Source organism: Streptomyces sp. NBC_00647 (assembly GCF_045207245.1).
In the GTDB taxonomy this organism is placed as follows: domain Bacteria; phylum Actinomycetota; class Actinomycetes; order Streptomycetales; family Streptomycetaceae; genus Streptomyces.
This window is the reverse complement of the sequence record NZ_CP109040.1, coordinates 6817390-6842506: the sequence shown is the minus strand read 5'-3', so window position 1 is coordinate 6842506 and position 25117 is coordinate 6817390. Positions and strand designations below refer to the sequence as shown.

At 64.4% G+C, this 25117-nt stretch carries 20 protein-coding genes and 2 pseudogenes; 9 read left to right on the top strand and 13 right to left on the bottom strand.

Features of this window, described 5'->3' with window-relative positions:
• Positions 1 to 52: 52 nt before the first annotated feature.
• From OG788_RS30265 to OG788_RS30255, 3 genes are read right to left on the bottom strand one after another with little or no spacing between them, the layout of a single operon-like run.
• The gene (locus tag OG788_RS30265; RefSeq protein ID WP_150216197.1) at positions 53 to 247 is read right to left on the bottom strand and encodes a hypothetical protein; all 195 of its coding nucleotides are present in this window, start codon (positions 245 to 247) and stop codon (positions 53 to 55) included.
• 12 nt (positions 248 to 259) lie between these two features.
• On the bottom strand, positions 260 to 1576 hold the full coding sequence (locus OG788_RS30260; protein ID WP_406374507.1) for an FtsK/SpoIIIE domain-containing protein: 1317 nt from the start codon (positions 1574 to 1576) through the stop codon (positions 260 to 262).
• Positions 1576 to 1923 carry a hypothetical protein gene (locus OG788_RS30255; RefSeq protein ID WP_406374506.1) on the bottom strand — a complete coding sequence of 116 codons (348 nt, stop codon included), beginning with the start codon at positions 1921 to 1923 and terminating at the stop codon, positions 1576 to 1578. The genes OG788_RS30260 and OG788_RS30255 overlap by 1 nt, the downstream gene beginning before the upstream one ends.
• 203 nt (positions 1924 to 2126) lie before the next feature.
• Between OG788_RS30255 and OG788_RS30250 the strand changes: the two genes are divergently transcribed.
• From OG788_RS30250 to OG788_RS30240, 3 genes are all read left to right on the top strand, one after another.
• On the top strand, positions 2127 to 2867 hold the full coding sequence (locus OG788_RS30250; RefSeq protein ID WP_406374505.1) for a GntR family transcriptional regulator: 741 nt from the start codon (positions 2127 to 2129) through the stop codon (positions 2865 to 2867).
• Positions 2868 to 3304: 437 nt separating this feature from the next.
• Positions 3305 to 3676 carry a hypothetical protein gene (locus OG788_RS30245; protein ID WP_406374504.1) on the top strand — a complete coding sequence of 124 codons (372 nt, stop codon included), beginning with the start codon at positions 3305 to 3307 and terminating at the stop codon, positions 3674 to 3676.
• Positions 3669 to 5324 (top strand): SUMF1/EgtB/PvdO family nonheme iron enzyme, encoded by a 1656-nt coding sequence (locus tag OG788_RS30240; protein ID WP_406374503.1) that lies wholly within the window; start codon positions 3669 to 3671, stop codon positions 5322 to 5324. Before OG788_RS30245 ends, OG788_RS30240 begins: the two co-directional genes overlap by 8 nt.
• A 429-nt stretch (positions 5325 to 5753) precedes the next feature.
• On the opposite strand, the gene OG788_RS30235 is transcribed toward OG788_RS30240, so the two are convergent.
• Positions 5754 to 6068 (bottom strand): hypothetical protein, encoded by a 315-nt coding sequence (locus tag OG788_RS30235; RefSeq protein ID WP_406374502.1) that lies wholly within the window; start codon positions 6066 to 6068, stop codon positions 5754 to 5756.
• Between the two features lie 53 nt (positions 6069 to 6121).
• Between OG788_RS30235 and OG788_RS30230 the strand changes: the two are divergent.
• The 5 genes and pseudogenes from OG788_RS30230 to OG788_RS30210 all read left to right on the top strand — a co-directional run bounded on the left by OG788_RS30230 (position 6122) and on the right by OG788_RS30210 (position 11488).
• A pseudogene (locus OG788_RS30230) lies at positions 6122 to 6309 on the top strand (hypothetical protein).
• Between the two features lie 426 nt (positions 6310 to 6735).
• A pseudogene (locus OG788_RS30225) lies at positions 6736 to 7547 on the top strand (IS5 family transposase).
• Positions 7548 to 7687: 140 nt separating this feature from the next.
• Entirely contained in the window at positions 7688 to 8413 is a 726-nt protein-coding gene (locus tag OG788_RS30220; RefSeq protein WP_406374501.1) for a hypothetical protein, read from the top strand.
• A gap of 524 nt (positions 8414 to 8937) precedes the next feature.
• Positions 8938 to 10335 (top strand): deoxyguanosinetriphosphate triphosphohydrolase family protein, encoded by a 1398-nt coding sequence (locus OG788_RS30215; RefSeq protein ID WP_406374500.1) that lies wholly within the window; start codon positions 8938 to 8940, stop codon positions 10333 to 10335.
• 580 nt (positions 10336 to 10915) lie between these two features.
• On the top strand, positions 10916 to 11488 hold the full coding sequence (locus tag OG788_RS30210) for a DUF4232 domain-containing protein (protein ID WP_266760355.1): 573 nt from the start codon (positions 10916 to 10918) through the stop codon (positions 11486 to 11488).
• A 1521-nt stretch (positions 11489 to 13009) separates the two neighbouring features.
• On the opposite strand, the gene OG788_RS30205 is transcribed toward OG788_RS30210, so the two are convergent.
• From OG788_RS30205 to OG788_RS30185, 5 genes are all read right to left on the bottom strand, one after another.
• Positions 13010 to 13408: a hypothetical protein gene (locus OG788_RS30205; RefSeq protein WP_406374499.1), complete on the bottom strand. Its 399-nt coding sequence runs from the start codon at positions 13406 to 13408 to the stop codon at positions 13010 to 13012.
• Positions 13408 to 15039: a hypothetical protein gene (locus OG788_RS30200; RefSeq protein WP_406374498.1), complete on the bottom strand. Its 1632-nt coding sequence runs from the start codon at positions 15037 to 15039 to the stop codon at positions 13408 to 13410. Before OG788_RS30200 ends, OG788_RS30205 begins: the two co-directional genes overlap by 1 nt.
• Before the next feature lie 1531 nt (positions 15040 to 16570).
• Positions 16571 to 16891: a hypothetical protein gene (locus tag OG788_RS30195; protein ID WP_406374497.1), complete on the bottom strand. Its 321-nt coding sequence runs from the start codon at positions 16889 to 16891 to the stop codon at positions 16571 to 16573.
• 4 nt (positions 16892 to 16895) lie between these two features.
• Positions 16896 to 17207: a hypothetical protein gene (locus OG788_RS30190; RefSeq protein ID WP_406374496.1), complete on the bottom strand. Its 312-nt coding sequence runs from the start codon at positions 17205 to 17207 to the stop codon at positions 16896 to 16898.
• Positions 17197 to 17748 carry a bifunctional DNA primase/polymerase gene (locus OG788_RS30185; protein ID WP_406376886.1) on the bottom strand — a complete coding sequence of 184 codons (552 nt, stop codon included), beginning with the start codon at positions 17746 to 17748 and terminating at the stop codon, positions 17197 to 17199. Before OG788_RS30185 ends, OG788_RS30190 begins: the two co-directional genes overlap by 11 nt.
• A gap of 286 nt (positions 17749 to 18034) precedes the next feature.
• Between OG788_RS30185 and OG788_RS30180 the strand changes: the two genes are divergently transcribed.
• Positions 18035 to 19408: a hypothetical protein gene (locus OG788_RS30180; RefSeq protein ID WP_406374495.1), complete on the top strand. Its 1374-nt coding sequence runs from the start codon at positions 18035 to 18037 to the stop codon at positions 19406 to 19408.
• An 18-nt stretch (positions 19409 to 19426) separates the two neighbouring features.
• Here the strand turns inward: OG788_RS30180 and OG788_RS30175 are convergent, their stop codons facing one another.
• The 4 genes from OG788_RS30175 to OG788_RS30160 all read right to left on the bottom strand — a co-directional run bounded on the left by OG788_RS30175 (position 19427) and on the right by OG788_RS30160 (position 24503).
• Entirely contained in the window at positions 19427 to 20356 is a 930-nt protein-coding gene (locus OG788_RS30175; RefSeq protein WP_406374494.1) for a phosphotransferase family protein, read from the bottom strand.
• Between the two features lie 428 nt (positions 20357 to 20784).
• Positions 20785 to 21768 (bottom strand): hypothetical protein, encoded by a 984-nt coding sequence (locus OG788_RS30170; RefSeq protein ID WP_406374493.1) that lies wholly within the window; start codon positions 21766 to 21768, stop codon positions 20785 to 20787.
• Positions 21769 to 22003: 235 nt separating this feature from the next.
• Positions 22004 to 22618: a winged helix-turn-helix domain-containing protein gene (locus OG788_RS30165; RefSeq protein WP_406374492.1), complete on the bottom strand. Its 615-nt coding sequence runs from the start codon at positions 22616 to 22618 to the stop codon at positions 22004 to 22006.
• 28 nt (positions 22619 to 22646) lie between these two features.
• On the bottom strand, positions 22647 to 24503 hold the full coding sequence (locus tag OG788_RS30160) for a DUF262 domain-containing protein (protein WP_406374491.1): 1857 nt from the start codon (positions 24501 to 24503) through the stop codon (positions 22647 to 22649).
• Positions 24504 to 25117 lie beyond the last annotated feature (614 nt).

The following is a 25117-nucleotide window of genomic DNA, read 5'->3' as shown; positions in this document are numbered from 1 at the left end:
CGTCGGGAGCCCGTTGTGCGGGTGTTGTTCAGCTGAGGCCGTGCGGGATGGGTCAGAAGCGGAGCCCTCCGAGGAAGGCGCCCAGGCCGGCGAGAACCGTGGCCACGAGGGGCGCGGCCATCGTCCGGGCGAGCAGGAAACCGAAGGCCGAGCAGAGCAGCAGGTCGGCCCAGCGCAGGTAGCGGATGCGCAGCAGGAACCAGATGAGCAGTCCGAGCAGCAGCACCGCCGAGACAGACACGAGCACGGTGGACCCCCTTCACTTCGCGTCCAGCAGTTCGGGAAGGTGCGGGGTGAGGTGCGCGTACTCGGCTGCGATGGCTTCCGCGTCCGCTTCGGTGATCAGGTGGGAGCGGGCGCGTTCCCAGCCGTCGCCGGAGGCCAGCACCGCGGTACCGGCTTGTTCCGGCGTGATCGCCTGCGCTGCTTTGTGCGCGTCCGGATTGAGGTCACCGAGGGCCATCTCCGCTGTGCCGGGGTCGGCGACGCGGTGGCAGACTCGCCCGCCGAGCTGGGCGCGTAGGGCTGTGACTCCGGGCCCCAGGTCGGATCCGACGCGTTGGCCAGCGACGACGAGGAAGACGCCGAGTGCCGCGCCGAGTTGGGCGAGCCGGATCAGCGCCGTACCGGCCGCGTGCGCTTCGTCTTTCTCGTTCCTGCTCGCGATGAGGAACAGTTCCGCGATCTCGTCGACGATGACGACCACCGGGACCGGCCGCTCCTGTTCCGGGAGGCCCCAGATGTTCCGAACGCGAGCCGCACGGCAGGCGGTCATGCGGTCGAGGGTGAGATCGACCAGCGCGGCCAGGAGCCTGACGGCTTGCTCACGGTTGGTCGCGAGCGCCGATAACCGCGGTTCGTACAGCGACAGTTCCATGCCGCCCTTGCAGTCGACGCCGACCAGGGCGACGGGTTGCGGAGCCAGGCCCGCCACGAGCGCGTTGATCAGCGTGGACTTCCCAGAGCGGGTGGCGCCGACGATCAGCCAGTGCGGTATGCGACGCAGGTCGATCACCCAGGCGGCGCCGGTCTCCAGTGCCCCGACCGCAACGCGGAGAAGGTGCACGGGCTCACGCTGTTTCGGTATGCGCGGGTACGCCAGCGGGTCAGTGACGGAGGCCGTGATGCGGACCGTTCCCGGCTTCTGGGGAGCGACCCGGACGGCGTGCATCCCCCAGGCTTCAGCCATGGCGGGCGCCGCTTTGACGAAGTCGTTGGGCACTTGGCCCGGAAGAAGACGCGCTAGTAGCCAGAAGCCGCCGGCCGTCGGCCGTATGAACCCGAACCGGGGCACCAACGGCTGAGGGGGTGGCGCCCCCTTGCCGACGAGCCCGGACACGACGGTCAGAGCAGGACGGCGACTCACAGCCAGACCGCACCCGGCCATCAACGGCCGCCACGTACGGATGACGCGACAGCATGCGACCGGGAGCCCGACTAAGAGCCACCAGGCAACGGGGTAGCGGCGGTGCAGGGCCGGGCCTGCGAGAAGCAGGCCCGACACCAGCACTGCGGCCACCACCAGGAACGAGCTCGGCCAGGTCGTCCCGGCCGAAGCGGTGGAGGCCAGGATCATCACTGCGCGGCCCCCTTCCCGGACGGAGCCGGAGCGTTCAGGGGCCGGATCTCCGCCGCGCGGAAGGCGACGCCGTGCCGGCCGTCGTTCTCCCACGGCGTGGCCACCAAGTCCCGTACAGCCACGGGCATGCCGAGCTGCACGCCGCTGGGCTCACCGGGGACGTTCACAGTGACGACGTCGGCGGACGCGCCCGACATCAGGCACAGGCCGACCTGGTACACGGTCTTGCCCGTGTCACGGTCAACGCGGAGCTGACCGGTCTCACGGTTCGCGATCCGCGGAGCGGGGGGAACGGCACAGATGATCCCCGTGAACTTCGCGGTGTCGATCGGAAGGCTTGCCACTTGTTTGGACTCCTCATCCATCGCACCCGAAGGCCGATCCTTCGGGTTGCTTTACAACCCGTACTACGGGTTCGGAATCCAGAGTGACCACCCGTAGTACGGGTTGTCAACCGTCTTGGGATGAGGGACGCTGTTCACCGCAACGCACAAGCCGTCCACGACGGCGCACAGCTGATCGGGAATCACGGCCACGGAGGGCCTGCATGCCGCCACAGAACACGCAGCCGAAGTACCGGCAGATCGCCGAGTACCTGCGCGAAGGCATCCTGAACGGCACGTACCCCGCCGGCCAGCCGCTCCCCTCCGAGGAAACACTGGCCAAGCAGTTCGGCGTGACGCGCCCTACGGTCCGTCAGGGTCTGACCGAGCTGCGGGCATCCGGTCTCGTCGAGGTCATCATGGGACGGGGCACCTTCGCCCGCTCACCCCAGACCCGCCCCAGCCACACGCGCCCGCGCGGCATCCGCCGCACGCCAGACGGAGGCTACGTCGAGGCCGACGGCATCCGTTGGGCCAATGCGGAACCCCCGGTGGCCACCCGCACGGATGCCCCGCTCGCACTCGCCGACCTGTTGCGCATCCCGCCGGGCGAGCCGATGTTCACGTACGACGCGCTGCAGAGCGCCGACAACGGCCGCCTCCGCCAACTCCACCGCACGTACGTGCCGTTCTCCGTGCTGATCGACACGAAGTACGAAGAGGAAGCGCCCCCGCCGGCCCCGGAGCTCTACGCAGCGCTCGCCGACCTGGGCCATGAACTCCACTTCACGGAGTACATCCGCACCCGCATGCCCCTCCCGGACCAGGCCCAGGCCCTCCGCCTCCCTGAAGGCGTCCCGCTGCTCCACATCATCCGCGTAACACTCACCGCGGCAGAGAAGCCGCTCGCACTGGAGGAGTTCCACCTCCCAGGCGACGACTTGGAGCTCTCCTTCAGGCTGTAGCAGACGCCCAGTTGGCTCAGACTTTCTCTACTGGTTCAAGGCGGCTCGCTCCGCTCCCCGCGCGCGACCCGGCCCCCGGCCGGGCCTGCGCTCCTGCCTCCGTCCCGCTCCAGCCCGGCCGGCGCCCGAGCCGCGCGCACAGCAACCAGGCACCTGATACTGGAATAGAGCTACGTCGCGGTTGGGCGGTCAGCTCCACGGACCTCGCGGAATCACGCCAAACGATCCCCACAACACCAAGTGACCGATTACCCTGTGTGGCACATCCGACTGCATGACAATTGATCCTCGCGCATAGCGTAGCAAAATAGGTACACCGTTGTAGCTGAACTCGTTTACCAAACTCTCTGCAGTGCTTACGGGGTATCACGTGCCAAAATCGACGTCATCGCAGACTCAAAAGGTATCGTGAAAACAGAATCAGGAGAGGAGTAGGCGTGAGTGTTGAAGTGATCGCTCGGCTCTGCCTCGGCGCGACGGCGGATGACAGGGAGATCGAGGAGACGGCTCTCAGGTTGAGAGAGGAGATTCTCGAGGGAGCGGCAGATGACGTGCAGCCGAACACTCGACGAGCGCCAGACGGGACGAAGCCCGGAGACCTACAACTCTGGGAGACGTTGGTTATCACTTTGGCTGCCTCAGGTGGCGTGCTTACCACGCTGATCACATCGGTGAGTAGTTGGCTGGCACGACAGCGCGAGGAAACGGCAGTTGTACTAGAAATCGACGGCGATTCGATCACCTTGCCGGGAGCAACCGAGGCGGAACGCCAGCAACTGGTAGAAGCATTCATCAAGCGCCATGGCTGAAAAAAATACTGGCGGTAGATTTGCGCTAGTCATTGCAGCGGACAATTTCAAAGACCCAGGGCTGAGGCAGTTGCGGGGCCCGCAGGCCGACGTCCAGGCTTTGGCGGAAGTGTTGAGCTCGCCAGAGGTTGGCGGCTTTGAGGTGCGGACCATCGTTAACGAGCCCTCCCACAAAGTGCGGCGAGCTGTGGAGGAATTCTATTCGGCACGACGTCGGGACGATCTGCTGCTTTTCTATTTCTCAGGACACGGGCTGAAGGATTTTCGCGGGCAACTGTACTTTGCCATGCCAGATACCGAACGCAGGTTTCTTCAATCGACAGCAGTGTCCGCGCAGTTCATCGGCGAAATGATGAACGAGTGCGTCACGCGCACCCAGGTAGTACTACTTGACTGCTGCCATAGTGGCGCATTTACCCGAGGCATGGCGGCAAAGGCCGATTCCGCCATGCACACGGCAGAGCGGTTGGGAGGGCAGGGTCGAGTAGTACTCACCGCCTCGGACGCAATGCAGTACGCATTTGAGGGTGACGATCTAACCGGGCAAGGCGTTGGTTCTGTTTTCACCAGAGTGTTGGTGCAGGGGCTTAAAACTGGTGACGCGGATATAAACCAAGATGGAGAGGTAGATATCGACGAGCTCTATAGTTATATCTACGATCACGTAGTGTCAGAGAATCGATCCCAGCAACCGCAGAAATGGGCCTTGGATGTCAAAGGAAAAGTCATTGTAGCCCGGTACTCTATCGCTCCACCATCTCTTCCAGTGGAGTTGCAAGTGGCTCTAGAAAGTCCCTTTGTTGGCATCCGTTTTGGCGCTGTAGAAGAACTCGGCTCGCTACTGAACAGTGAGCATCTTGACATCACTGAAGCAGCGCGTAACGCCCTCAAGGCATGTGCGGATGACGACAGCAAGCGAGTCTCCGGAGCCGCCCTTTCGCTCCTGGAAGGCACATATGAACTGTCTGCTCAGACGGCTTCGCCATCTGCATCATCCGATTCCAATGGACACCCTCTGGACTTTTCTCCAAAAATAATTGAGCGACACATTAAAGGCCCGCAGCTGATCAAAATCCCAGGGAGGGACTTCCCTGACTTTGAGATCAGCCGATATCCCGTAACCAATCAAGACTTTTACTATTACGTAGTAGCTTCAGGACGCCGCCCTCCGAAGCACTGGGGCGGGGACCATCCATCCGAAAAGATCGCAGACCATCCTGTCGTCTGGGTAACCTGGGCGGCAGCAAGGGGGTACTGCACATGGCTCAGTTCGGAGCTTGGTGTTCCTTATCGTCTACCCGCGGCAGCAGAGTGGAAGAAGGCCGCGCAGGGAGAGGATCACAGGATCTTCCCTTGGGGAAATGAATGGGATCCGAAGCGCTGTCACCACAAGTCACGAAGTACAGCCCCCGTAACCCGATTCTCGCCTGCCGGAGACAGCCCTTACGGGGTTTCCGACATGAGTGGAAATGCACGCGAATGGGTTTCGGATATCAGAGTATATGCCCGCAGCGAGTACATTGTTGTGTGTGGTGGAGGTTTCCTTGATCGAGAGCCAGAAGATTTCCACTGTTCCAAAACGGCGACGGTAGTTGGCGACGCCAAGGCGAGTATCGGTTTCCGGCTTGCGATCGGGGCAAAACCATAATTTCGGGAGAACACCAGGGGACCGCGCCAGCGATCGACCACTAGCGAACTTCACTCCGCCACAGGTCAAACAACAACCCATCTAGAACAGCAAGGCTTCCGGCCTGACATCTAGACGTACAACGTGCCTGGTGGATCTCGTCACGGGCGGCCGTCACGTCTGTCTCTGGTCGACGACACAAGCCAATAGCGTGGCTGAGGCCGGCGGGGGTGCAGCGAGACACACCCGCGCCTGGTCGGTTGGCGCGCCCGCCGTCGTGGCTGACTTTCGTCGGCTGGGGTTCGTGCCACTACCGTGCCAGATGCAGGGGTCAGTCACGGTCAACACCGGTGCTCCGCGGTCGAGTACCCGCCCGCTACCTCAGCCATCGAAGTCGCAGCTCAGGCGCGAGATCCCCAGCCTCTCTCCTAAAGTGGTTGTCCGCCCCTGTCACTGAGCCCACACCCGCTGGAACACTTCGGCCGGGACGGCTTCCAGCGGCTCCTCTTCCAGGTCGATCGTTTGGTCCGTCAGGAAGCCGTGCTCGTCCTCCAAGTGCTCCCAGCTGTACCGGTGGAGTCGGCCGGCCGGAGTCAACTCGGCTTGCCTGATGGTGACCAACTCGCCGCGGTCGGGTGCGGCCTCGAAGTACCACAAGCCGCCCTCCTCGTCGGCGTGGCGGAAGTGGTGCCGCAGGGTGGCCCCCTCATCGAGTGCTCGGTAGTACGCCATGATCTCTGTCGCTATGCGCCCGAGGTCAGTCACGAGGTCATCGTGCCAGCGGGCACATACGGAAGCACAGCGGGAACGGGGGAACTGTGAGTAGGAGACGCTACGTAGCCCGGGGTGTGCCAGGCGGATACGGATCTGGGACAACCGAGGACGTCGATGGTGGGGGGATCTCTATGAGTTGTGTCCTGACGATCTCGTGGCCGAGCTGAACGGTCAGGCGGATCCTGCACGGATCACTGCGCAGATGAAGCGCTACAGGGCGCAGAAGCGGTAGGTACGGCCGAAGCGGGGATGACGGATGCGCGCACCACAAGCGCACCAGATCGGGCGGGGAACAACGGGAATCACGGTGAAAGCAGCCAAGCCCGACGGGACGAAGCCCCCGTGGCTGAGGCCGGTAGGGGTTCAGGCAGGCACACGCGTGCGTGCTCGGTCGGCGCACCGCCATCGTGGCTGACTGTCGTCGGCTGAGGTTCTGCCACTGCCGTGCCAGATGCAGTGGTCAGCCACGGTCAACAGGGGTGTCTCGCGGTTGAGTTCTCGCCAACCCAACCAGGCGTCGAAGCTCCAGGTCAGCGACCCCACTCCCCAGCCTCTCTCCTAGAGTGGTTGTCGTCCGCTCACTAACAACGGCTAACACAATGAGGTGGATCAGTCCTGGTGACCGTGTCCGGGGCGGGAGTTGAGCGTTCGTTCCGGTGTGGGTACGTCACCGTGGATCGTGTCGGATGAACTGTGGGACCGCTTGGAGCCGCTGCTTCCGCAGCGCGAGCGACGCTTTCGGTATCCGGGCCGCAAGCCGTTGCCGGACCGGGAGGTGCTGTGCGGGATCCTGTACGTGTTGCACACGGGGATCCAGTGGGAGTACCTGCCCAAGGAGCTGGGCTTCGGCTCGGGCATGACGTGCTGGCGCAGGCTGCGGGACTGGAACGAGGCCAGTGTCTGGCAGCGGCTGCACGAGGTCCTGCTTGCTGAGCTGAACGCGGCCTTACGGCTGGACTGGTCTCGCTGTGTGGTCGACTCCTCCCACGTCCGGGCGCTAAAAGGGGGCAGCACACGGGCCCGTCGCCGGTCGACCGGGGCCGGGCCGGCTCGAAGCACCACTTGATCACCGACGGGCACGGCACCCCGCTCGCGGTCCTGCTGACCGGCGGCAACCGCAACGACGTCACCCAACTGATCCCGCTACTCGATGCGATCCCGACCGTCCGCGGCCGGGTGGGTCGTCCGCGCCGCAAGCCCGACTCGCTGTTCGCCGACCGCGGCTACGACCACGACATCTACCGCGACCAGGTCCGCGATCGCGGCATCGTCCCGGCCATCGCCCGCCGCGGCACCCGGCACGGCACCGGGCTGGGTACCTACCGGTGGGTGGTCGAGCGCACCTTCGCCTGGCTGCACGGCTTCCGACGCCTGCGCATCCGATGGGAACGCAGGGCCGACATCCACGAGGCGTTCCTCAAACTCGCCTGCTGCCTGATCACCCAGCGACAACTCAGCTCATTGTGTTAGCCGTTGTACTAATCGTTCCTCTGTTCGGCCCAACCCCGGGTCGCTGAGGTTCTCGCGCGAACCTAGCGTCTCCACTAGGGCCGGACGCCAGCCGGACGACCCCGGCTCACCGCCCAGAGCCTGCGGTCAGGAGGAGCGCAATGAGCCGGGTACCAAGGGGCAGCGAAGAAGAACCTGGCCCGACGCACGAAGAGATCCAGGCCAGGATCGGGAAGCGCCTGGACGATGTTGCCAAGATCCTGGCTGGCGCCCTCGTCGCCGTTGCCGGCGTCATGACCCTGCTTGGCCTCAGCAGCGACGTCGTGTTCGTTGCCCTCAACAACGACTCGTGGCCCATCTATGTGGCCTCGCTCTGCGCCATCCTCGCGATCGTCTGCAGCATTGTGGCTCTGCTCGTCCACCCCACACGGCGGGGCAACCTGTGGGAGACCGTTGTACTCATTCTCGGGGTGATTCTCTATATGGTGGCACTGAGCGTGGCGGTTATCGGCGCGGCCAAGGCTGCTGGGGGAAACGGGCGGCCGACCATCACCAACATCAAAGTCGACGGCCCTCGGTCCAATCTAAAATTAAGTTTCGATGTTCATGCTGACGGCGTCGAGACGGGGGCCAGCATTGACGTGTTTGTAAACGCTGTCAGGGCCGACTTGTCCGAGCCTGTTGGTGAGTCGGTCGATGCCTACTCAAGTGAGCTCAGACCCAACGACAAGGGCGTGGTCGAGCAGCAGGTCAGTATGCCGATGTCCCTTCCACCACAGGCCGCAGGCATCAGCATCATGGCCCTCAATGCGGGCGACGGAATCCAGGACGAGTGTGGCTCGCTCACACAGCGCGGGCCAGCGTGCGCGAGGTTCCGGGTTCCCTAGCAGCACGGGATCGCATCGAGCAGAGGGATCAGCTGAGTGACGTCGTAGCGGCCCCGGACACGGCCATCAGGACTGATCCACCTCATTGTGTTAGCCGTTGTAAGTCCACACCCGCTGGAACTCTTCGGCCGAGATGGTCTCCAGCGGGTCCTCTTCAGATATCGCTTGGTCTGTCAAGAAGCCCAGCTCGTCTTCCAGGTCTTCCCAGCTGTACCGATGGAGTTGCTCGGCCGAGGTCAATTCGGCTTGCTTGATGACGATCAACTCGCCGCGGCCGGGTACGGCGTCGAAGTATCACAAGCCACCCGATGCAAGGCTGGTCAGAGCCCCCCGAATGGATCACGATCGGTTCCGCTTCATAACCCTGACCTGTGATCTTTTCCATGAATCATGGCATTATCCCGCTTCGGCACCGATAACGCACCCCAGGAGACTGTCACAGAGCCCTCTTCACCCGATCGGAGTAATGAAGCTGGTTTACCTGTGGCGTCATTTCGACGAGAGCGCGAGACTTGAATGAACTGATGGAGGTAGCCATGCCCGTTAACAGAAGTGCCAAGTTTCACGAAGAGCGAAGGTATGGCATGCCCTTGGATCACGATCCACGCACACCATTCGAGCGCGATCGTGATCGAATATTGTACTCCTCTGCGTTTCGGCGCTTGGCCGGAGTGACGCAGGTAGCCGCAGTCAGGGAACTCCACCTATTGCACAATAGGCTGACGCACAGCCTGAAGGTTGCCCAGGTTGGGCGACGCATAGCCCAGTATCTATGCATGAAGCACAGTGACTTTGCTGAAAATGTTCCGGGAGGTCCTATAGGATTCCCTGACATTGTTGAGTCTGCCGGTCTGGCCCACGACATCGGTCATCCTCCATTTGGGCATACAGCTGAGGCAGTACTCCAAACCAAGATGTCTAAGTATGGTGGGTTTGAGGGAAACGCGCAGACGTTTCGAGCTATCACCAAACTCGCAGTTCATGCGCACGTAGACCACGGATTGAATCTCACTAGGGCATCCCTTAACGGTGTGCTGAAGTACCCGAGATACAAAGGAGAAGAGAAGTCTGATTCTGCAGATCTGCAATGGCCTTACCGGCAAAAGGGAAGTAAATGGGGGGTCTATGAGAGCGAGCAGCACGACTTTGACTTCGCCCGCGAAGGAGAAGAGGTAGCGGGAAGGCGCAGCCTCGCCGCAGTCCTGATGGATTGGGCGGACGATATTTCCTATGTAGCACATGACCTTTATGACTACTTCCGGGGCGGCCTCATGCCCCTGCATCTACTGCACAACGAGTGTTCAAGCGAATTCATGGACTTCGCTCGATCGCGCAGAGGGAAGGATGGGTACGACCGGTTTGACGAGGACGCCTTCAGTCAACAATATACGGAGCTTAAGCGAATCATGCCGGACCGTAAATGGAGAGATACACGGGACGATCGAAAGATACTAGATCGATTCCAGCATGATCTACTTAACCTGTTCCGTTTCGCGATCACCCCGGTTGAGGTGGACGGCAACTGGGAGCTGAATATCGATGACGTGGCCGAATATCAGGTCGAGGTCATCAAGGAGTTGACCTTCTTCTACGTCATCATGCGTCCTGGGTTGGCTATGGTGCAGCATGGCCAAAAAAAGATCATCGCGTGTCTATTCGACGATTTGATGGAGATGTTTTCGAGTCACCGAAACGGAAGAGTGGAGCCAAATCATCCGGTCCCTGCACTCCTAGATGATATCTATGACCGCATGGTGAAGCACGAACAGATCAGCGGATTTTCTCGAAGTGACGAAAATCGGCGTGCAAGATCAGTGTGCGACTTCGTTTGCGCACTCACAGAGGATCAGGCGATTAACCTGTATGAACGTATAACAGGCAACAGTGTGACCCAAGGCTCTATATTTGGCACGTGGTTCTAGCCTGTCATCCGCTGGCGAGGTCCCAGTGGGCTTCGACGACCACCACACCATCCTCCCGCACCGGCCGTTGCGGTACAGCAGCGAAGTACAGCAACCGCCGTGACCTCAGCCGACCGCCGACAACCGTCGATGGCTGACTGACCAGCCCACCAGACCTCAACGACCTCCCAGCCGAGAGTTCGGGACGAAGAGGTCGTGCCATCCGCGTGCCAGATCGTACGGGGAGCCGCGGGGAACACCGGGGAATCGAGGAACCCGCCATCAGGCGTCGACGTCCTTCCACCCCAGGTCAGCCCCTCAGAAGGCCCTAAATCACCTCAGCTTCCCAAGCTGAGAGCGTGACGGGTGCACATCGAGTGGCCGCATCGCCCCTGTTTCCAAGGCGTGTTGCCTTCGGTGTGTCAGCAACGGCCATCTGCACAGGTGCAGCCCGTCGTCACCGTTCCGTCACAAGTAGTCGCCGCACGGAACCCTGCCGCTCTCCCGCCCTATCTGCACTCACGCACCACGACCACGCGTACCGCGGGGCAACAACCGACGACCGAAACCCGCGGACGAGACGACTCAGGGGGACGACAACATGCGTCACAGCAACGGCATTCGCAGGGCGGCTCTGGCGACGACGGCGGTCACGGCCGTCGCGGCGGCGGTGACCGGCATCCTGCCCGGCACCGCCATGGCGGCGAGCACCACCACTACCTCTACCCCGCCGCCCGCCTGCCCGGCCTCCGCCCTCCAGGTCAGCGCCTGGCAGGCCGCCCACCCGCCCGTCGGGACCGGGACCGGGGCGGCGGTCGTGCAGTTCACCAACGTCTCCCGGAAGACGTGCCTCCTGAAGGGCCATCCGACGGTCGCGGGCGCCGGCAACGGCTCCCCCGCCCACAACACCCCGCTCAAGGTCACCCCCACCGGCAGGGCGGCCACCGTGACGGTCCGGCCGCACGGCAAGGCGTGGGTGAAGCTGACCTTCGTCCAGGTCCAGGGGGAGGGCGACGGCTACTGCGTGTCGGGCAAGACCCCGGCGGCGTATCCGACGATGGTCATCGGGCTGCCGCACTCCGGGAAGCACCAGGTCGCCCTGAACGACGGGTGGTGGGCCGAGTGCGACAACAAGGTGACCGTCACCCCGGTCTCGGCGGTCAAGCCTTCCTGACCCCCCGTCCCCACAAATCGAGCAGCCTGCATGACGATCGCAAGGCTCTGACCTACATGTTTACGAGGAACTGCACATAAGTGCAGGTCAGCGACTCAATGCACCTTCGGTGCGCTGAGTCGCTGACCTGCGGTGATCAAACTCCGATGACACAAACTCGCGTCCGTCAAAGTCCGATGGCAAACGGTCAAGATCCAGTGGCGCAGGACAACCCAGACGCACCTTCGGCGGCACGCCTCGCCCCCAACCCGCGCCGAAGCCGAGACCGCGTTGGCGAGCCATCTCTGAGCGCTCACCTGGGCAGGAGCACGCGACCGGCCAATCGCCACCGTCTCAGTTTCCGTCTCATTCACCACCGTTCACGGATGTTCAGACGAGACCACAAGCCCACTCCCCCAAGCCGACCAGCCGCTCATGAACGCAGGTGAACGTCCCCGAACGCGGCCCAAGACCCCATCAACACAGTTGGAATGCGTGTTGGTGGGCCTTCGGGATGCCAGACACGACGACCGGCAGCACGCCGCTTGAGGCGATGGAGGGTTGCCGTCGATGTTGGCGAAGAAGCCCACCGCAGCCCCTGGCTGCGCTAGAAGTCTTCCATGCGCAGTCTCTTGCAAAGGCTCGTCGAGAGTCGCGCGTGGCGGGTCGCTCGGGTGGTTGCCTACTCCGTGGCAGGCCTTGTCAGCGTAGGGATCTTCGTCGTCCTCCCGATCACCGCCCAACTCAGCGGGTGGAACGATGATGACGCGGATCGGCCGGTCGGCTCTGGACCACCACCCGTCACGTACATGCCAGTTCGCTGGACCGGTCAGGGTTACGAGTGCGCAGACGGATGGCCATCAGACTCCATCGGCCGCCAAGGAGCCTGCAGCCATCACGGAGGCGTTGTCTCCGTATTTGAGGGAGACGACGGAACAATCCTCAGGTGCGGAGACGACGAGCACGCACCTCGCCCAGACGAACAACAACAGCAGATCGAAAACTATGGGCGCGTCGTCTGTGTGTTCAGGTGACATCGGGTCTAGCGCGGGTGATCACGGACGCACCACAAGCGCAGCAGATCGAGCGGGGAGCAGCGGGGAACCGCGGTGAAAGCCGCCGAGGCCAGCGGGGCAGCACCCAGACTGTTCGCCCAGGTCAGGAAACGAACCCGCTGCAAATGCCCGCAGCTTCCCAAGCTGATGGCTCAGGCACTGTCGTCATGGGCCGGCCGTCACGGCTTGCTCTGGTCGACGGCACCGACGGCGTGGCTGAAGCCCGCGGGGGTGCAGCGATGCATACGCGTGCGTGATCGGTCGGCGCACCCGCCGTCGTGGCTGACTGCCGTCGGCTGAGGCTCAGACGGGGTGCCTCGAAGGTGCTGGCCGTCAGTCGAGTGCGGCCGTGCGACCGGCGCTGTGTGACAGAGCAGAGAGGCAGTGGCCCTCCAATCAACGGGCCTGAAAATGAACCTGCCAGTGACACCGCCAGCTAGAGGCGTGCTGCAACGAGGCCCCAAGCCAGCTCAAGGGCCAAGTCGGCTCAACTCAGCAGTCCGCCAATGGCATTGGCGAGGGCCTCACCCCCTTGCTGGACTGCGGTGCCGACGACTAGCGCGGGCAGCGCCTGCGCGATCCCACGCAGTGTGCCGACCTGCGGCGCATCAGAGGCCGCGAGCGCGGTGTCGACGGTGTCCGCCATCGCGCGCAGCACCGTGGTGTTCTGCAAGTCCACCTCGTTCCGGTTGATGTCCGAGCGGAACGACGCGAGGAGACCACGCACCGCGTCGATATCGACAGTGCCTTGCACCGAAGCAGACTGATGGATGTTGGAGATGTTTTGTCCCACGACGTTCTGAAGCGGTGCGTTGTTGCTGCCGCCGATGCTGATGCCCGAGCCGTGGCCCGGGTCCGGCTCGGGGCGACGCCGTCCCACAACCATCACTTGCCTCCTTGGGTCTTGTTGTCCTGGCCTATACCGCTATTGCCACTACCGACAACGTTTTGGATGGGGGCGTTGTTGTCCCCGTAGATCAGGATGTTGTTGGTCACGGTGGCTACCTGCCGTTCGTACGCGGCCAAGTCGATCCCCTGCTCATCGAGATAAGTGGCAACGGTCCGGAACACACAGGACTGCATCAACACGACGTGCCGCTTGGCGTCGTCGCTCTGGTGCATGTCGCTGACTTCTTCAGTCGAGTACCGGTCGCGCAGGCTCACGGGATCCGCTTCCTCGGCACGCCCTTCGGTCTTCTCTCCGAGGCGGGCGACCAGCCTCCACAACGCCACGGGGCCAGCGGTGGCGTCAAGGAGCGAGTGCGTGGCAAGCCAGCCGAGCAGGCGCATTCCGCGCTTCTTGACGGGCGCCGCGGTCACCCGCAGTTCGTTGTAGAGGGGCGTCATCACCTGCGGACGCACGGTCAGCCGCAGCTCACCAGCCTCCAGCGCAGCATGCACGAACACGCTAACCACGACCTGCCCGTCCCAGCTGATGCACTGCGCCCGCAGATACAGCCGCACCGGCATGCCGGAGGGTGATCTGCGCCCGAGACCTCGCAGGTCGGGCTGCTCTACCGTCGTCTCGCGGATCCGCTGCAGCCACAGGGCTGACGGAAGGCCATTCACGTGCTTCATGGAGAATCCCGGAAGTGGGTCAGTGATCTCCCGGGCGCCACGGCCCAATTCATTCAGCGCGGTACCCACTCGTCGCAGGAGTTCCGCTTCTCCGAACGGCTTGACCGACTCTTCAGAGTCCTTGGGCTTCAGGGGAATGTTGATGCGCGCTGCTCCCCAGACATCACGCCCGGCGCCCACGAAGCGTTCCAAGGTGTCGTACGGCAGTTCGGTCCGCGTCTGATCCTTCCCGATCTCGGCCATCCTGAGGTTGGCCTTCGGCGCAGTCCACGGCAAGTGTTCGGACGAGGCGCCCTCCCGCACCAGCACAGCGAGCGCAGCCCTCGCCGCGAGCCGATCACCAGCGCACACAAGTGCGGCCATGACCAGCAGAGCGAAGGGCAGCAGGGCCAGTCCGAGCCGCAGCTTCCACACCTCGCTGCCGGCGGGATCGTATGGCAGAAGCGCCAGCAGCCACGGCATCAGCAGCACGGCGTAAGGCAGCCGCGGGAAGCGCGCCAGCCGGGTCAGTTTGCCCTTTCGGGCCGCACGGAAGACAACCCACCGCACGGCCAGGGCGACAAGTACTGCAGCAGCCCAGATCGCAGCGGCCCACGGCGCCATATACGCGGCCAGCACGGACAGCAACAGGACGCACGCACGCCGCATCCACCGGCGCCTTCGGGCGCGAAGGCTGTGCGCCATGACTGGGACGAGGTCGAACCCGTACGACGGCACCGGCAGCGGCGGCCCGTGCAGCACATGGTCGACGACCCATTGCGCGCTCGGCTCTCCCAACGGAGGGCAATCGTCGCTCCCCTCCAGATAGATGGGTCTCCGAGTGCTGCGACGCGGCTTCTCCGGCGCACTCTGCTTGCCTCGGATCTTGCGCCACCACGCCTTCAAGGGCTTCACGCGATCCGGGCGCGCGTAGACCGCCTGACACAGGAACCGCGTCACCTCGGACGATGTGGGATCGACCTCCGCGGGTCGGTTGGCTCCAGCGGCAGCACAGTTCGCTTGAACCGGAACAGCAGGCCAGTCGGCCTCATCCGTCCGCGCCCTCCCCCGAGCACGCAGACCCCACCCGATCGACATCCCGCTCCCCCGCTCACTGATAGGCGGGCATCCTCACGGTGGACAGCAAGAAGCGCCAGACCGCAAACGCGACAATGTGCGCAACGCCTCCGGATGATTCATATTGGCCGAAACCGCTTCTGGGGTGCCGAGACGTTCTGGCCAGCCTCTTGAGATCCGCAAGAGTCTTCACTGCTGAGGCTCACTGCCACACGTAGGTGCCCCCTGCGGTCTCTAGCCAGGAAGCGCTTGGAGAGGTCCGTGCCAGACCTGTGCCAGATTGTGTGGGGAACAACGGGGAGCACCGGACACAGCGTCGGCAGCCAACCAGGCGACGCCGCTACTCCACGGCAGGTCAGCCGGGCAGCCACCCCTAGACCACACGAGCTTCCCAAGCTGAGGGTCCCGGCCGTCGTCACGGACCGGCTAGGGCAAGAAGACCCGCCCGAATCCATGACGGAGCCAGCGCCTTCCACCTGATTGCCTTCATCTCTGAACGCGAGTGAGATTCGGCAATTTCCTGATTCAAGATCACATATATCTGTATCGATCTAAAGTTCAGCGAATTTATGTTCGATTCTGGAGGGTCTTGATTGCGGGTACCAGCCTCCGCTTTCATGGCCCGTAATGCGGTAGGGCTCCAGCCCCTCCCCCGATACCTTCCCGCGCCCATTCACAGGCGCGGGCAGGGGTCTCTATAAAAAAATCCTTCGATGGCGCGGTAGTCATATGCCACTGGCGTGAAAGCCCACGTGACAGCTAGCCCTCAGCGAAGGAACGCCATCGAGACCCCTAAGCGAAAAGGTCATCCACATCGTATCGTTGCGAGTGCTGCCGGTGCTGTCCGTCGTGCTGCTCTCGGCCCCTGCGTGGCTTACGTTTCCGTTTCTTTCATCAGAGCGGCGGCGGGCTGTGCTGGACCTCGTAAGGGAACTCATCCGCTGGACGCACAACCATAGGTAGTGAGCTAGGAGGTCTGTGGTGGTGGCGGTCTCACCGCCATCACCACAGATCCAGAAATGCCTAACCGATTCATACGCCCAGGTCAGCGATCCAAGAAGTGCAAGCCGAAGAACCCCGACGCCGCCCTCGCCCGGCCGTTCGCCCTGGTCAGCTCTCGCATCGCCCCCAAATGCCGCAGCGCCCCAGGTCAACGACTCCTCCTGTGGGGCCTCCAGAAGGCCTGCCAGCACTCACAGCCCGTGTTGGTCTGCCGCTTCGTCCGGGCTGCGGCGCTGGGGCGCCGGTCCCGGCCGAAGTGGCAGACAAGTAGGCAATGAGGTACAGCGCGCGCAACAGAGAGCCCCGCACATCAGCCGTCGGGGGAACGGCGACGTGCGGGGCCGTGCCAGCCGGTCGCGGGAGCCTGCTCGAACCGCGAGCGACCGGGGTCTCTGAGGCGAAGTAGTCAGGCCTACGCGTTGAGTCGGGAGTCCCCCGCCTCTTGCGGCAGCGTCTCGGTCCTCATCGGCATCTCCGACGCGAGGCCCGACACGATCAGCTCGGCCAGTATCAGCGCCGCTTCGGGCCGGACGATTCCGAGGTGTACCAGGCCGTCGCCCGAGACGTTCACGTCGGCCGTGAGGCCGGGGAAATCCGATTCCAGTCCCAGGGAGGTCAGTTCAGAAGCCAGGGTGTCTGCGCTGCGACGGGCCTGTGCCCAGCCGCGGACGTAGGGCACGCCGGGCATCAGGTTCTCGGCGCGTTTGGCGACGACTCCCCGTCGGTCGGTCATGACGTCAGTCCTCTCCTGCATCGTGTTCGGCGACACCGTCGCCGCTCTCTTCAAGGCGTTGCGACACTGAGGCCAGGGCCAGCCGCAGCAGTTCCGCCAGACGTTCCGCGGTGGCCGGCGAAACCCGACCCAACTCGACTAAGCCGTGCCCGAAGGCGTTCAAGTCGGCACGCAGGTAAGGAAAGTCCTTCTCCAGACCAGCACGAAGCAGGGCATCGCGGAGAGCGGTCGTAGCGTCCCGCGCGGCATACCAATCGTCGCTGTCCAAGGGCGACCAAGTAGCGGCGTCATGCCGCCGGACGGCGTCATCCCGCATCTGTCGTCGTCCTCTCGAAGCCCCGGAGTGCGAAGTCGGCGGCAGAGGGGTAGCGCTCGCTGTAGCTGTCCACACGGGCAAGCAGCTCGGCGGAGGCGATCAGCATGGTCGCGAGGGCGACCGGACGGAGCGGGTTGACGATGGGCCGCCGGGTGGGAGCCCGAAGCCACTGGTAGCGGTCACCGGTCAGGGGCATGGGGCCAGGGACGACGACCACCGAGCCTTGACTCAGGTAGCGATACGGCGGCGGAGCTCCCACTTCCTGAGCGAGATGGTGAGAGAAGGTCTCCTCACTCCGCGAGCCAAGGAAGAAGCCCACTCGCCGGGCCTTCTGGTCGAGTACCACGGGACCGAACGGAAGCCCCCGGCGCAGAAGTTGGTCGAAGACTTCCATGCCGACCCGCTGGTCGACCGTCACCACGTCAAAGAACCGGCCTGCCGCGAGCACGTACAGTGCGCGTGGGTCGTCCGCCCAGGTCGCCCGGCAGGCGGCCGGATCGTCGGCCGCCGCAGAGAGCCATTCGATGCCCCTGGTGGTCATCCTCTGCACGTCATCTCACCTCGGTCAGTCTCAGTCGCGGCCGCAATGCCGCTCGGCCTCCAGACTCACGTTCGCCACCCTGGCCAGGGCAGATGACGAGAGGTGACGGGGGATGACGCGTCGCGCGTGGACGCGTCATCCCCTGTCTTGGCTCAATCGCCGCCGATCTGCGACTACTTGGAGCATCCGGACATGAACCGCGCGTACATTCGGTCGTAGGCATCAGAGTCGTGCGCCCCAGTGGTCGCAGCAGTTCATCCCGTGGGAGAGGACGGTTACGTCTTCGATGGAATCGACCAGCGTTCGCTTACGGCAGGCCCGTACGAATCGCGGGTGGAGTCAGCCGCGGTTGGTGCGGGAACTGCGTCAGGCTGCGGCCCGCCGTGGGCACCAGCTCCCGGCGGACGCCAGCGTCAAGCGGCGTATTGCCAGTTGGGAGAACGGCCACAGCGTTCCTGACGACTTCTACGGGCCTCTCCTGTGCGAGGCATACGGCCTCAGCGCGGCCGAACTCGGGCTGAACCACGAGGGCGGACGGGATACGTCGCTCATGGACGCCAGCTATCCAGCGAGCCCCGACGACGCAATCGAGGCAGTCGGCCAGCTCTGGCGTGCCGATCTCAACCGGTACGAGCCCCTCTTACAGGCCGAGCCGTCCGAGCCCGCATGGAACGAAGCGTCCCTCCGGTGGCTCGTGGCGCCCGAGCCGACCGTTCCCCGGCAGCGCCAGGATGGAATCCGCGTCGGTCTCGGAGACGTAGCCGCCATCAAGACCACCGCGGACATGTTCGCCGAACTGGACGACCGGTTCGGCGGCGACCACGCACGGCACGCGGCGATCCAGTACCTCAGCACCGAAGTCGCGCCGCTCCTCCGCGGCCAGTACACCGAGCAGGTCGGCCGAGCCCTGCTCTCCACCACGGCGGAAGCAACACTCCTGGCCGGTTGGATGTCCTACGACGCCTGCCGCCACGGCTTGGCACAGCGGTATTTCCTCCAGGCTCTCCGCTTGGCCCAGGACGCCAACGACCGCCGGCTCGCCGGAAGCATTCTGTCGGCCATGAGCCACCAGGCGACATTCCTCGGTCGCTACACGCAGGCCGCGACGCTCGCCCGTGCGGCTCTCATGGGCATCTCTCCGGTGGCCACACCCACGCTTCGGGCCCAGTTCCACGCCATGGAGGCCCGCGCGCTTGCCCGCACCGGGGACGTACGAGCCTGCGAAGCCGCCTTGAGCGCCGCCACGAAAGCACTGGAGGGCCGGAACAACGACGACGAGCCCGAATGGATCAGCTACTTCGACGAAGCCGAGCTTGCCGCGGAGGCAGCCCACTGCTTCCGCGACGTCAACAGCGCCCGGCAAGCCGTCGCCCACGCCGAGAACGCGATGAGCGGCAGCCATGTACGGAGCGACTTCTTCGCGACCATGGTTCTCGCCGACGCCCACCTACGTGCCGGGGACGTCGAGGAGGCTTGCCGCGTGGCAGTCGATGCGCTTGACCTGGGCGAACAGCTCAAGTCGGCACGATGCGTCAGTTACCTGGCCGAGTTCCGGCAGAACCTCTCAGCGGTCGACGACAGTCCGGGCGTCCAGGCATTCGCTGAGCAGGTCAGAGAGCACAGGCTGTGGATTGCCTCAGTCGATCACGTCGGTGTCTGAGCACAGATCGCCGCTCGTTCAGATCGGTTCCCACTCGTCTCGACCCTCTCCTGTGCGGAGAGACCGCATTCGCCGAGCAAATTCGGCGGCAGACCGCTCGCTCGTCGCGACCTGGTGGCCGAGCCAGGCAATCATCATCAGCTCGCGTAGGTCAGCGAGCATCTCGTAGCCCGGCCAGTTCATCAGGTCGAAGCCGTACCGGTGCACGAACTCGGCGTACTCCGCCTTGGTGTGCCAGCCGTACCGGTCGTAGAAGATCGCCGTCTGAATCAGGTCCCACTCACGCGGCGCGAGGGCGAAGCCGTCCAGGTCGATGAGCACAGCGTGCCCGTCCCGATGGCGGAGGATGTTCCCGATACTGGCGTCACCATGGATCATGCCGAAGGGAAGAACGAAGTCCAGCCGGTCGTAATCCTTGGCAAGCCTCGCCGCTCGCTCCTCCAGGAACGTCCGGTCCTCCCCCGCGATGCCGTCGAGCCCTTCGAGCGACGCCGCCAGCTTGGCCAGCGGATCGAAGTACGGCAACCCCAGGAACTCAGGCTCTTCGAGCCAGTGCAAGCGGCGTACGAGGTCAGCCAGCTCACCGACCGTCGCGTACTCCTCGCTCTCCTGGACGCTCTCCCAGAAAGTGACCACCAGGCCGCCGACGACGAGCGGTTGGGCGATGGATGCCGGCACACGCGTGGCCGGGAAGTCCTGCGCCTCAAGCCACCGCGCCACACCCACGGCCCGTGCCATCTCCGCTTCAACCGCCGGATCACGCGCGATGCGGACGATGACGGGTAACGACACAAGGCGGTAGACCGCATTCGATCCAAGCCGCAGCAACTCGGCCCCGCGGTGGTCTAGTCCGGCGGTCGCGCATGCCTCCCGGAGGACTGGCTCCAAGCCCTCCGCCGTGAACTCCGTGCCGCCGCCGCCCGTTCCCTCGCCGCTGCCCGAGATCATGCTTCGACCATACGGCCCGCACCGACCGCCCAACAGGCCGCCCGCGTAATAGGGGCGTAATGACCTTACTCAGCGCTCGCCCGATCGGAGCCTCCGCTGCAGGTCAGAGCAGCGAAGGCCCTGCGGTCTCACCTGGGCTCCGGAGCCGTGTGCGCAGGTTCGAATCCTGCCGGGGGCACCCCTTATGAGGTGCCCAAAGACCCCGTCACCAGCGGAAACGCTGAGGCCGGGGTCTTCGCGTATGTGCAGGCAGATGCAGCCCGAGGCAGCTCTGTGCCGAGGTCTGTGGATGACGTGTGGAGGGGATCTTGAGGCATCGGCCCAGGCCGTTGGGCGCAAAGAGCGAGGCCCGCTCCTCCGCTTCCTCCACCCTCTCCCCCGGATCACCGATCACCAAGGGCCGCACCGTCGATGCGCCCGCTCCGCGGTCAGGACGTACAGCCGGGGACCGAGCCGACCGGCCGGCAGTTGTTGGGGGTGTTGTCGACGATCCGGCTGTTGACGAGGTTCAGGACGCTGGGGGACGGCGCTTGCCAGATGCCGCCGCCGTTGAGGGCGGTGTTGTGCTGCACCACTGTTTTCGTCAGCGTGCTGGTGCCGTCGTTGGCGATACCGCCGCCCATCTGGCCCGCGCGATTGTCGGCGATGGTCGTCGAGGAGATGTCCATCGGGGCGCGGTCGTTGTAGATTCCGCCGCCCTGCTCGAAAGCGCGATTGCCGCCGATGTACGACTTCTTGATGGTCAGAGAGGCCCCGGCGGTGAAGATGCCACCCCCAAGTTGCGTAGCCTGATTCCGCTCCACTTTGGTGTTGTCGAGCAGGGTGGTGCTGCGCGGCCCGTTGTAGATGGCGCCTCCCCGCTGTGCCGCGCTGTCCCGCAGAACGCTGTCATGGACTTCGAGGGTGCTGCCCTGGTTGACGAAAATGGCGCCCCCTTGGTTTGCCGTGCTGTTGGTCACCGTGCTGTGCCGGAGGATGAGCGTCCCTCCGTCGGTGGGCAGGTAGGTGCCGGCGTAATCGAGGTAGCCGCCACCGGTCGCCGTGACACCGTCCACGGTCAGGCGCCCGTTGGGACCGTCGATCTGCGCGATGCGGAAGGCGTCGGAGGCGTCGGGGTCCCGTCGGATGGTGGTGTTGTGACCCAGCAGGGTGACGGTGCCTGTGATCTGCGGCAGGGCGTTTGCGCCGAGCCCGCCTGTGGACGCGGGGGTTGTGACGTTGTAGACGCATTTGGGCGCGAGCCGGATGGTGTGCGGTCCGGTGTTGTTGTTCGCGGCGACGATCGCATTGTTGAGCGCGGTGACGTCACAGGGGATGGACACCTGGGGTTCCGCGCTTGCCGCGCTTCCCATGCCGAGCACAGCCGCAATCGACACAGTCACGGCCACGGCGCTTAGTTGACGTCTGAGCATTTCTTCTCCAGATCGCGTTGCGTGATCAATTGATCACCTTCAGCGACCATGACCAGATTTCCGCGAGCTCGCAACCTGTCATTCGCGGCAAAGGCAGGACCGGCGGCCAGGTATCGGCGCGCCCCAGCCGGCATGCGCGGTCGGCACGTCGACGGGCGCACCGGCGGCGGTGGCACAGGCCGAAGGCGGCTGAGAAGCCGGTGGGTACGGAGGTGGTGACCGCAGGGTCGTGCCCTCAGTCACTCGTCCTCGCGAAGCAGGTCCTCGATGTGCCGGCTGGCGACGTCCTGCCGTCCGTTGAGATCGCGAAGTCCCTCTCCCGAAAGCCCTTCTTCTCACCCTTGCGGCCGTGGTGCACCAGCATCCGGGAGCCCGGCCGGGTGCGCCGGCCCGACCTGCGGCAGACCAGGCCGGCGAGCGAGGTGCGTCCCGAGCCCGCGGCCCTGACCGTGCCGCGGGGCGTACGACCGCGTGGCCACCAGGTGTCGTGTCTATTTCGGCGGCCGGAGCATCCGGCCGCCGAAACGTCCGCGAAGCACAGCCACGCGTCCTGGTCCGTCCCCCGTCTTTCCACCCGGGGCCAGGCTTCCCTGATCCAGGTGGCCCCGACGTCGTCCTCGCGTTCAGCAGACCAGCGTATGGACACCTGCACCATCCAGCCCATCCGGTGCAGGGTGTGCCAGGTCTGCGCCTGGCCGAAGCGGACATGGAAGCGCCTCGCGATCACCCCGGCCGGCACCCACCGCTGGTCCTCCCCGCAGTCGTGCGCGGTCGGCCCCTTTTCCAGCTCGGGCCGGTCGTTCTGCGACGGACCGGCTTCCTTCGCAAGGGCCGTCCCACGGCGGCACATGCTTGGCGTTCGGCCACGGACCGGGGCGTTACGACTCCACAGGAACTGAGACGCCGGCTTCCAGACCGTTCTCCGCAGCCCGGATCGCCGCTTCAGGCCGCTGACCCGGGATGTGGTCGTCAACCACCGGCTTGCCCATCGCTGCGGCGATGTGTCCCTGAAGCACCTTTCGCCGTTCTTCGAAGAAGACGTCGAAGTCGTCGGCCCGCATCAGTCCGGGGTCCGCGAGGTGTGTTCTGATGCGCTGCTCGACGCCCTCCGGACTGGTCTCGGCCGCCTTCGCGAGCCGCTGCAGATACTCGGACGGTGCGTGGCCGCCGATGATCCGGTTGGTGCGTGCTGTCAACGGCGCCTTGTTGACAATGGAGTTGTAGACGGAGCGCTCGTAACCGTTCTTCTGGCACCAGACCTGCGGGAAGATGTGATGGATGTCCATCGCCTCGTCGAAGTAGACGTTGACCTCCGCCTTTTCCCCCGTCCGCCAGTCCGCGGCGCCCGCCTTGAGCAGGAGCGCGTAGATGCCCTTGTACGCGGCGCTTTGCCGGGTCCGCAGGGTCAGCAGGCGGCTCGCCGCGAATTGCGCCTGTGTGACCGTACGAGGTTCGTGCGTCGACCCGTGAATCCAGTCAACGACGTCGGGGAGGTCGAGGTTGAACCGGGTCTCGGTCGTACCGCCGTACAGCTCACCGAACACTCCGCACCAGTACCAGCGAGCCAGTTTCTCCTGCGCACCCGCGGTCTCCGAGTCCTTGCCGGCGAGGGCGAAGATTGCGGCCAGCGGGATCAGTTGTGTGCCGTACGGAAGGAAACGCGTATCGAAGACGAACTGCTGGCGCAGAAATTTGGCGGCGGCCTTGAAGCCGGCGACGACGTCGGGTGCGTATCGCCGGTAGTCCTCCAGGCTGAGCACGAGCATGTCCTTGCGCTTGCAGCCGATACGCGGCAGGCGCTCTTCGTCCGTGCCGGCCTCTTCCTCTCGTCGCCGCCGCTCGGCGGTGGCGAGGAGAGTGACCGCCTGGAGGAAGTCGGTGTTGGAGACGTCCCTCAGGATGGCGTATTCGGGGGCCTCCCAGGCAGAACGGCACTCATTCCAGTGACGCCGCAGATCGAACTCGTCGGCAGCGTACGTCGCTGTCAGCAACTCGAAGACGGTGAGGGTGACTCCGCCCGTGTTGACCTTCTCGAAGACCTGGCAAACTGCCTGACGTGGGGTTCCCTTGCCGAGTTCGATGACCGGGAAGTGGTACAGGTCGAATGAACGGATGAAGCCGTCCCGGAATCCGTACCAGAGTTCCATCGCATCCGGTGCGAAACCCCAGTGGCGGGCGAAGCCGTCGCCCCAGGAGTTGTCGAAGAGACATCGCAGCGGGAAGACGCGGTGCTGGTACTCCAACTCCCGTGTCGAATAATCCTCCAGGACCTCACCTCGGAAGTTGACCACCTTGCGCGACGGAGGGATGAGACGGATCGCGTCCTCACGGTCCTCGTTCTCGTCGAGTGCCTTGACCATGTCGACGTAGAACCAGCCGCCCACCCGGCGCTTGCGCTCGTCCTGGGTTTCTACCGGGCTGTCCATCGCAAGCGACTGGAAGAGCGAAGTGAGCCGCTGCTGACCGTCGAGGACCAGCGACTCCGGTTGCACTTGCTCGCCCGGGAGCGCCCCCTCGATCGGCCTGTACTTGAACCGGACGTCCCCGCCGCCCTCAAGCAGCATCACGGTCCCGATCGGGTAGTTGAGGGACACCGAGGCCAGCAGACTCGCAATGTTGGGCCAGGGCCAGACCCAGCCACGCTGGAACTCAGGCAACTGGATCTTCCCCGCCTCGACCTGCCGCAGCAGATCCCGCAAAGGCCGCTTGTCGATGCTGAAAGTCTCGGTCGCCACGTCTACTCCTTGTGCAGCACAACACGTTCGTCGGCACTCGGTCGCCAGGTCCTGGCGGATGGGGAGCGTCCAGGTCCGCCCGGCTCCTGTCCTCACCGACCTACCGGCCTATGGCTTGCATCTCCCACACTGCCGGAGCTTCTGCGCTTCGGCCCCCTTCTTGGTCATTTCGGTGACCTCCAGGGGGTGTCCCTGGTGTCCTGCCTGCTGTGTGGGCATGGCAGTTGCCATCTGTGTGCCGATACTCCCGGCAGTCCCCGGTGCAGTACGTGTGTCTGGCCGACCGAAGATCTTTTTCGTAGCACTTGACCGCGTACATCCACCGTAGGCAGACGTGGTACCGGTGAGCAGTCCAGCAGCCGTCACACCAGACCCGCCTGGCAGTCGCACTGGCCGATTCGTGCCGACTCGTAGCCCGCGAGACACGTCGGCGTTCGGACTGGCGCGAGGAGGTGCGCTGCTGCCGTACGCGGGAGTACGTCGGGCGTTTCAGACACTTGAGTGTCCGGTACTCGATGAGATGTCCTGCGGCTCCGCGAGCAACTCCGTTGCCGGTGCTTCCCTTTCGGGGTGGGATGGATCTACACAGAGGTCCGCCGTCGCCGTGTTCGTGG

Excerpts from the sequence above, each read along its gene's own strand:
- OG788_RS30185 (WP_406376886.1), bottom strand. The coding sequence starts at position 17,748 with ATGACCACCAGGGGCATCGAATGGCTCTCTGCGGCGGCCGACGATCCG.
- OG788_RS30205 (WP_406374499.1), bottom strand. The coding sequence starts at position 13,408 with ATGGTTGTGGGACGGCGTCGCCCCGAGCCGGACCCGGGCCACGGCTCG.
- OG788_RS30260 (WP_406374507.1), bottom strand. The coding sequence starts at position 1,576 with ATGATCCTGGCCTCCACCGCTTCGGCCGGGACGACCTGGCCGAGCTCG.
- OG788_RS30180 (WP_406374495.1), top strand. The coding sequence starts at position 18,035 with ATGGAATCGACCAGCGTTCGCTTACGGCAGGCCCGTACGAATCGCGGG.
- OG788_RS30220 (WP_406374501.1), top strand. The coding sequence starts at position 7,688 with ATGAGCCGGGTACCAAGGGGCAGCGAAGAAGAACCTGGCCCGACGCAC.
- OG788_RS30240 (WP_406374503.1), top strand. The coding sequence starts at position 3,669 with ATGGCTGAAAAAAATACTGGCGGTAGATTTGCGCTAGTCATTGCAGCG.
- OG788_RS30195 (WP_406374497.1), bottom strand. The coding sequence starts at position 16,891 with ATGACCGACCGACGGGGAGTCGTCGCCAAACGCGCCGAGAACCTGATG.
- OG788_RS30250 (WP_406374505.1), top strand. The coding sequence starts at position 2,127 with ATGCCGCCACAGAACACGCAGCCGAAGTACCGGCAGATCGCCGAGTAC.
- OG788_RS30215 (WP_406374500.1), top strand. The coding sequence starts at position 8,938 with ATGGAGGTAGCCATGCCCGTTAACAGAAGTGCCAAGTTTCACGAAGAG.
- OG788_RS30175 (WP_406374494.1), bottom strand. The coding sequence starts at position 20,356 with ATGATCTCGGGCAGCGGCGAGGGAACGGGCGGCGGCGGCACGGAGTTC.
- OG788_RS30190 (WP_406374496.1), bottom strand. The coding sequence starts at position 17,207 with ATGCGGGATGACGCCGTCCGGCGGCATGACGCCGCTACTTGGTCGCCC.
- OG788_RS30170 (WP_406374493.1), bottom strand. The coding sequence starts at position 21,768 with ATGCTCAGACGTCAACTAAGCGCCGTGGCCGTGACTGTGTCGATTGCG.
- OG788_RS30210 (WP_266760355.1), top strand. The coding sequence starts at position 10,916 with ATGCGTCACAGCAACGGCATTCGCAGGGCGGCTCTGGCGACGACGGCG.
- OG788_RS30165 (WP_406374492.1), bottom strand. The coding sequence starts at position 22,618 with ATGTGCCGCCGTGGGACGGCCCTTGCGAAGGAAGCCGGTCCGTCGCAG.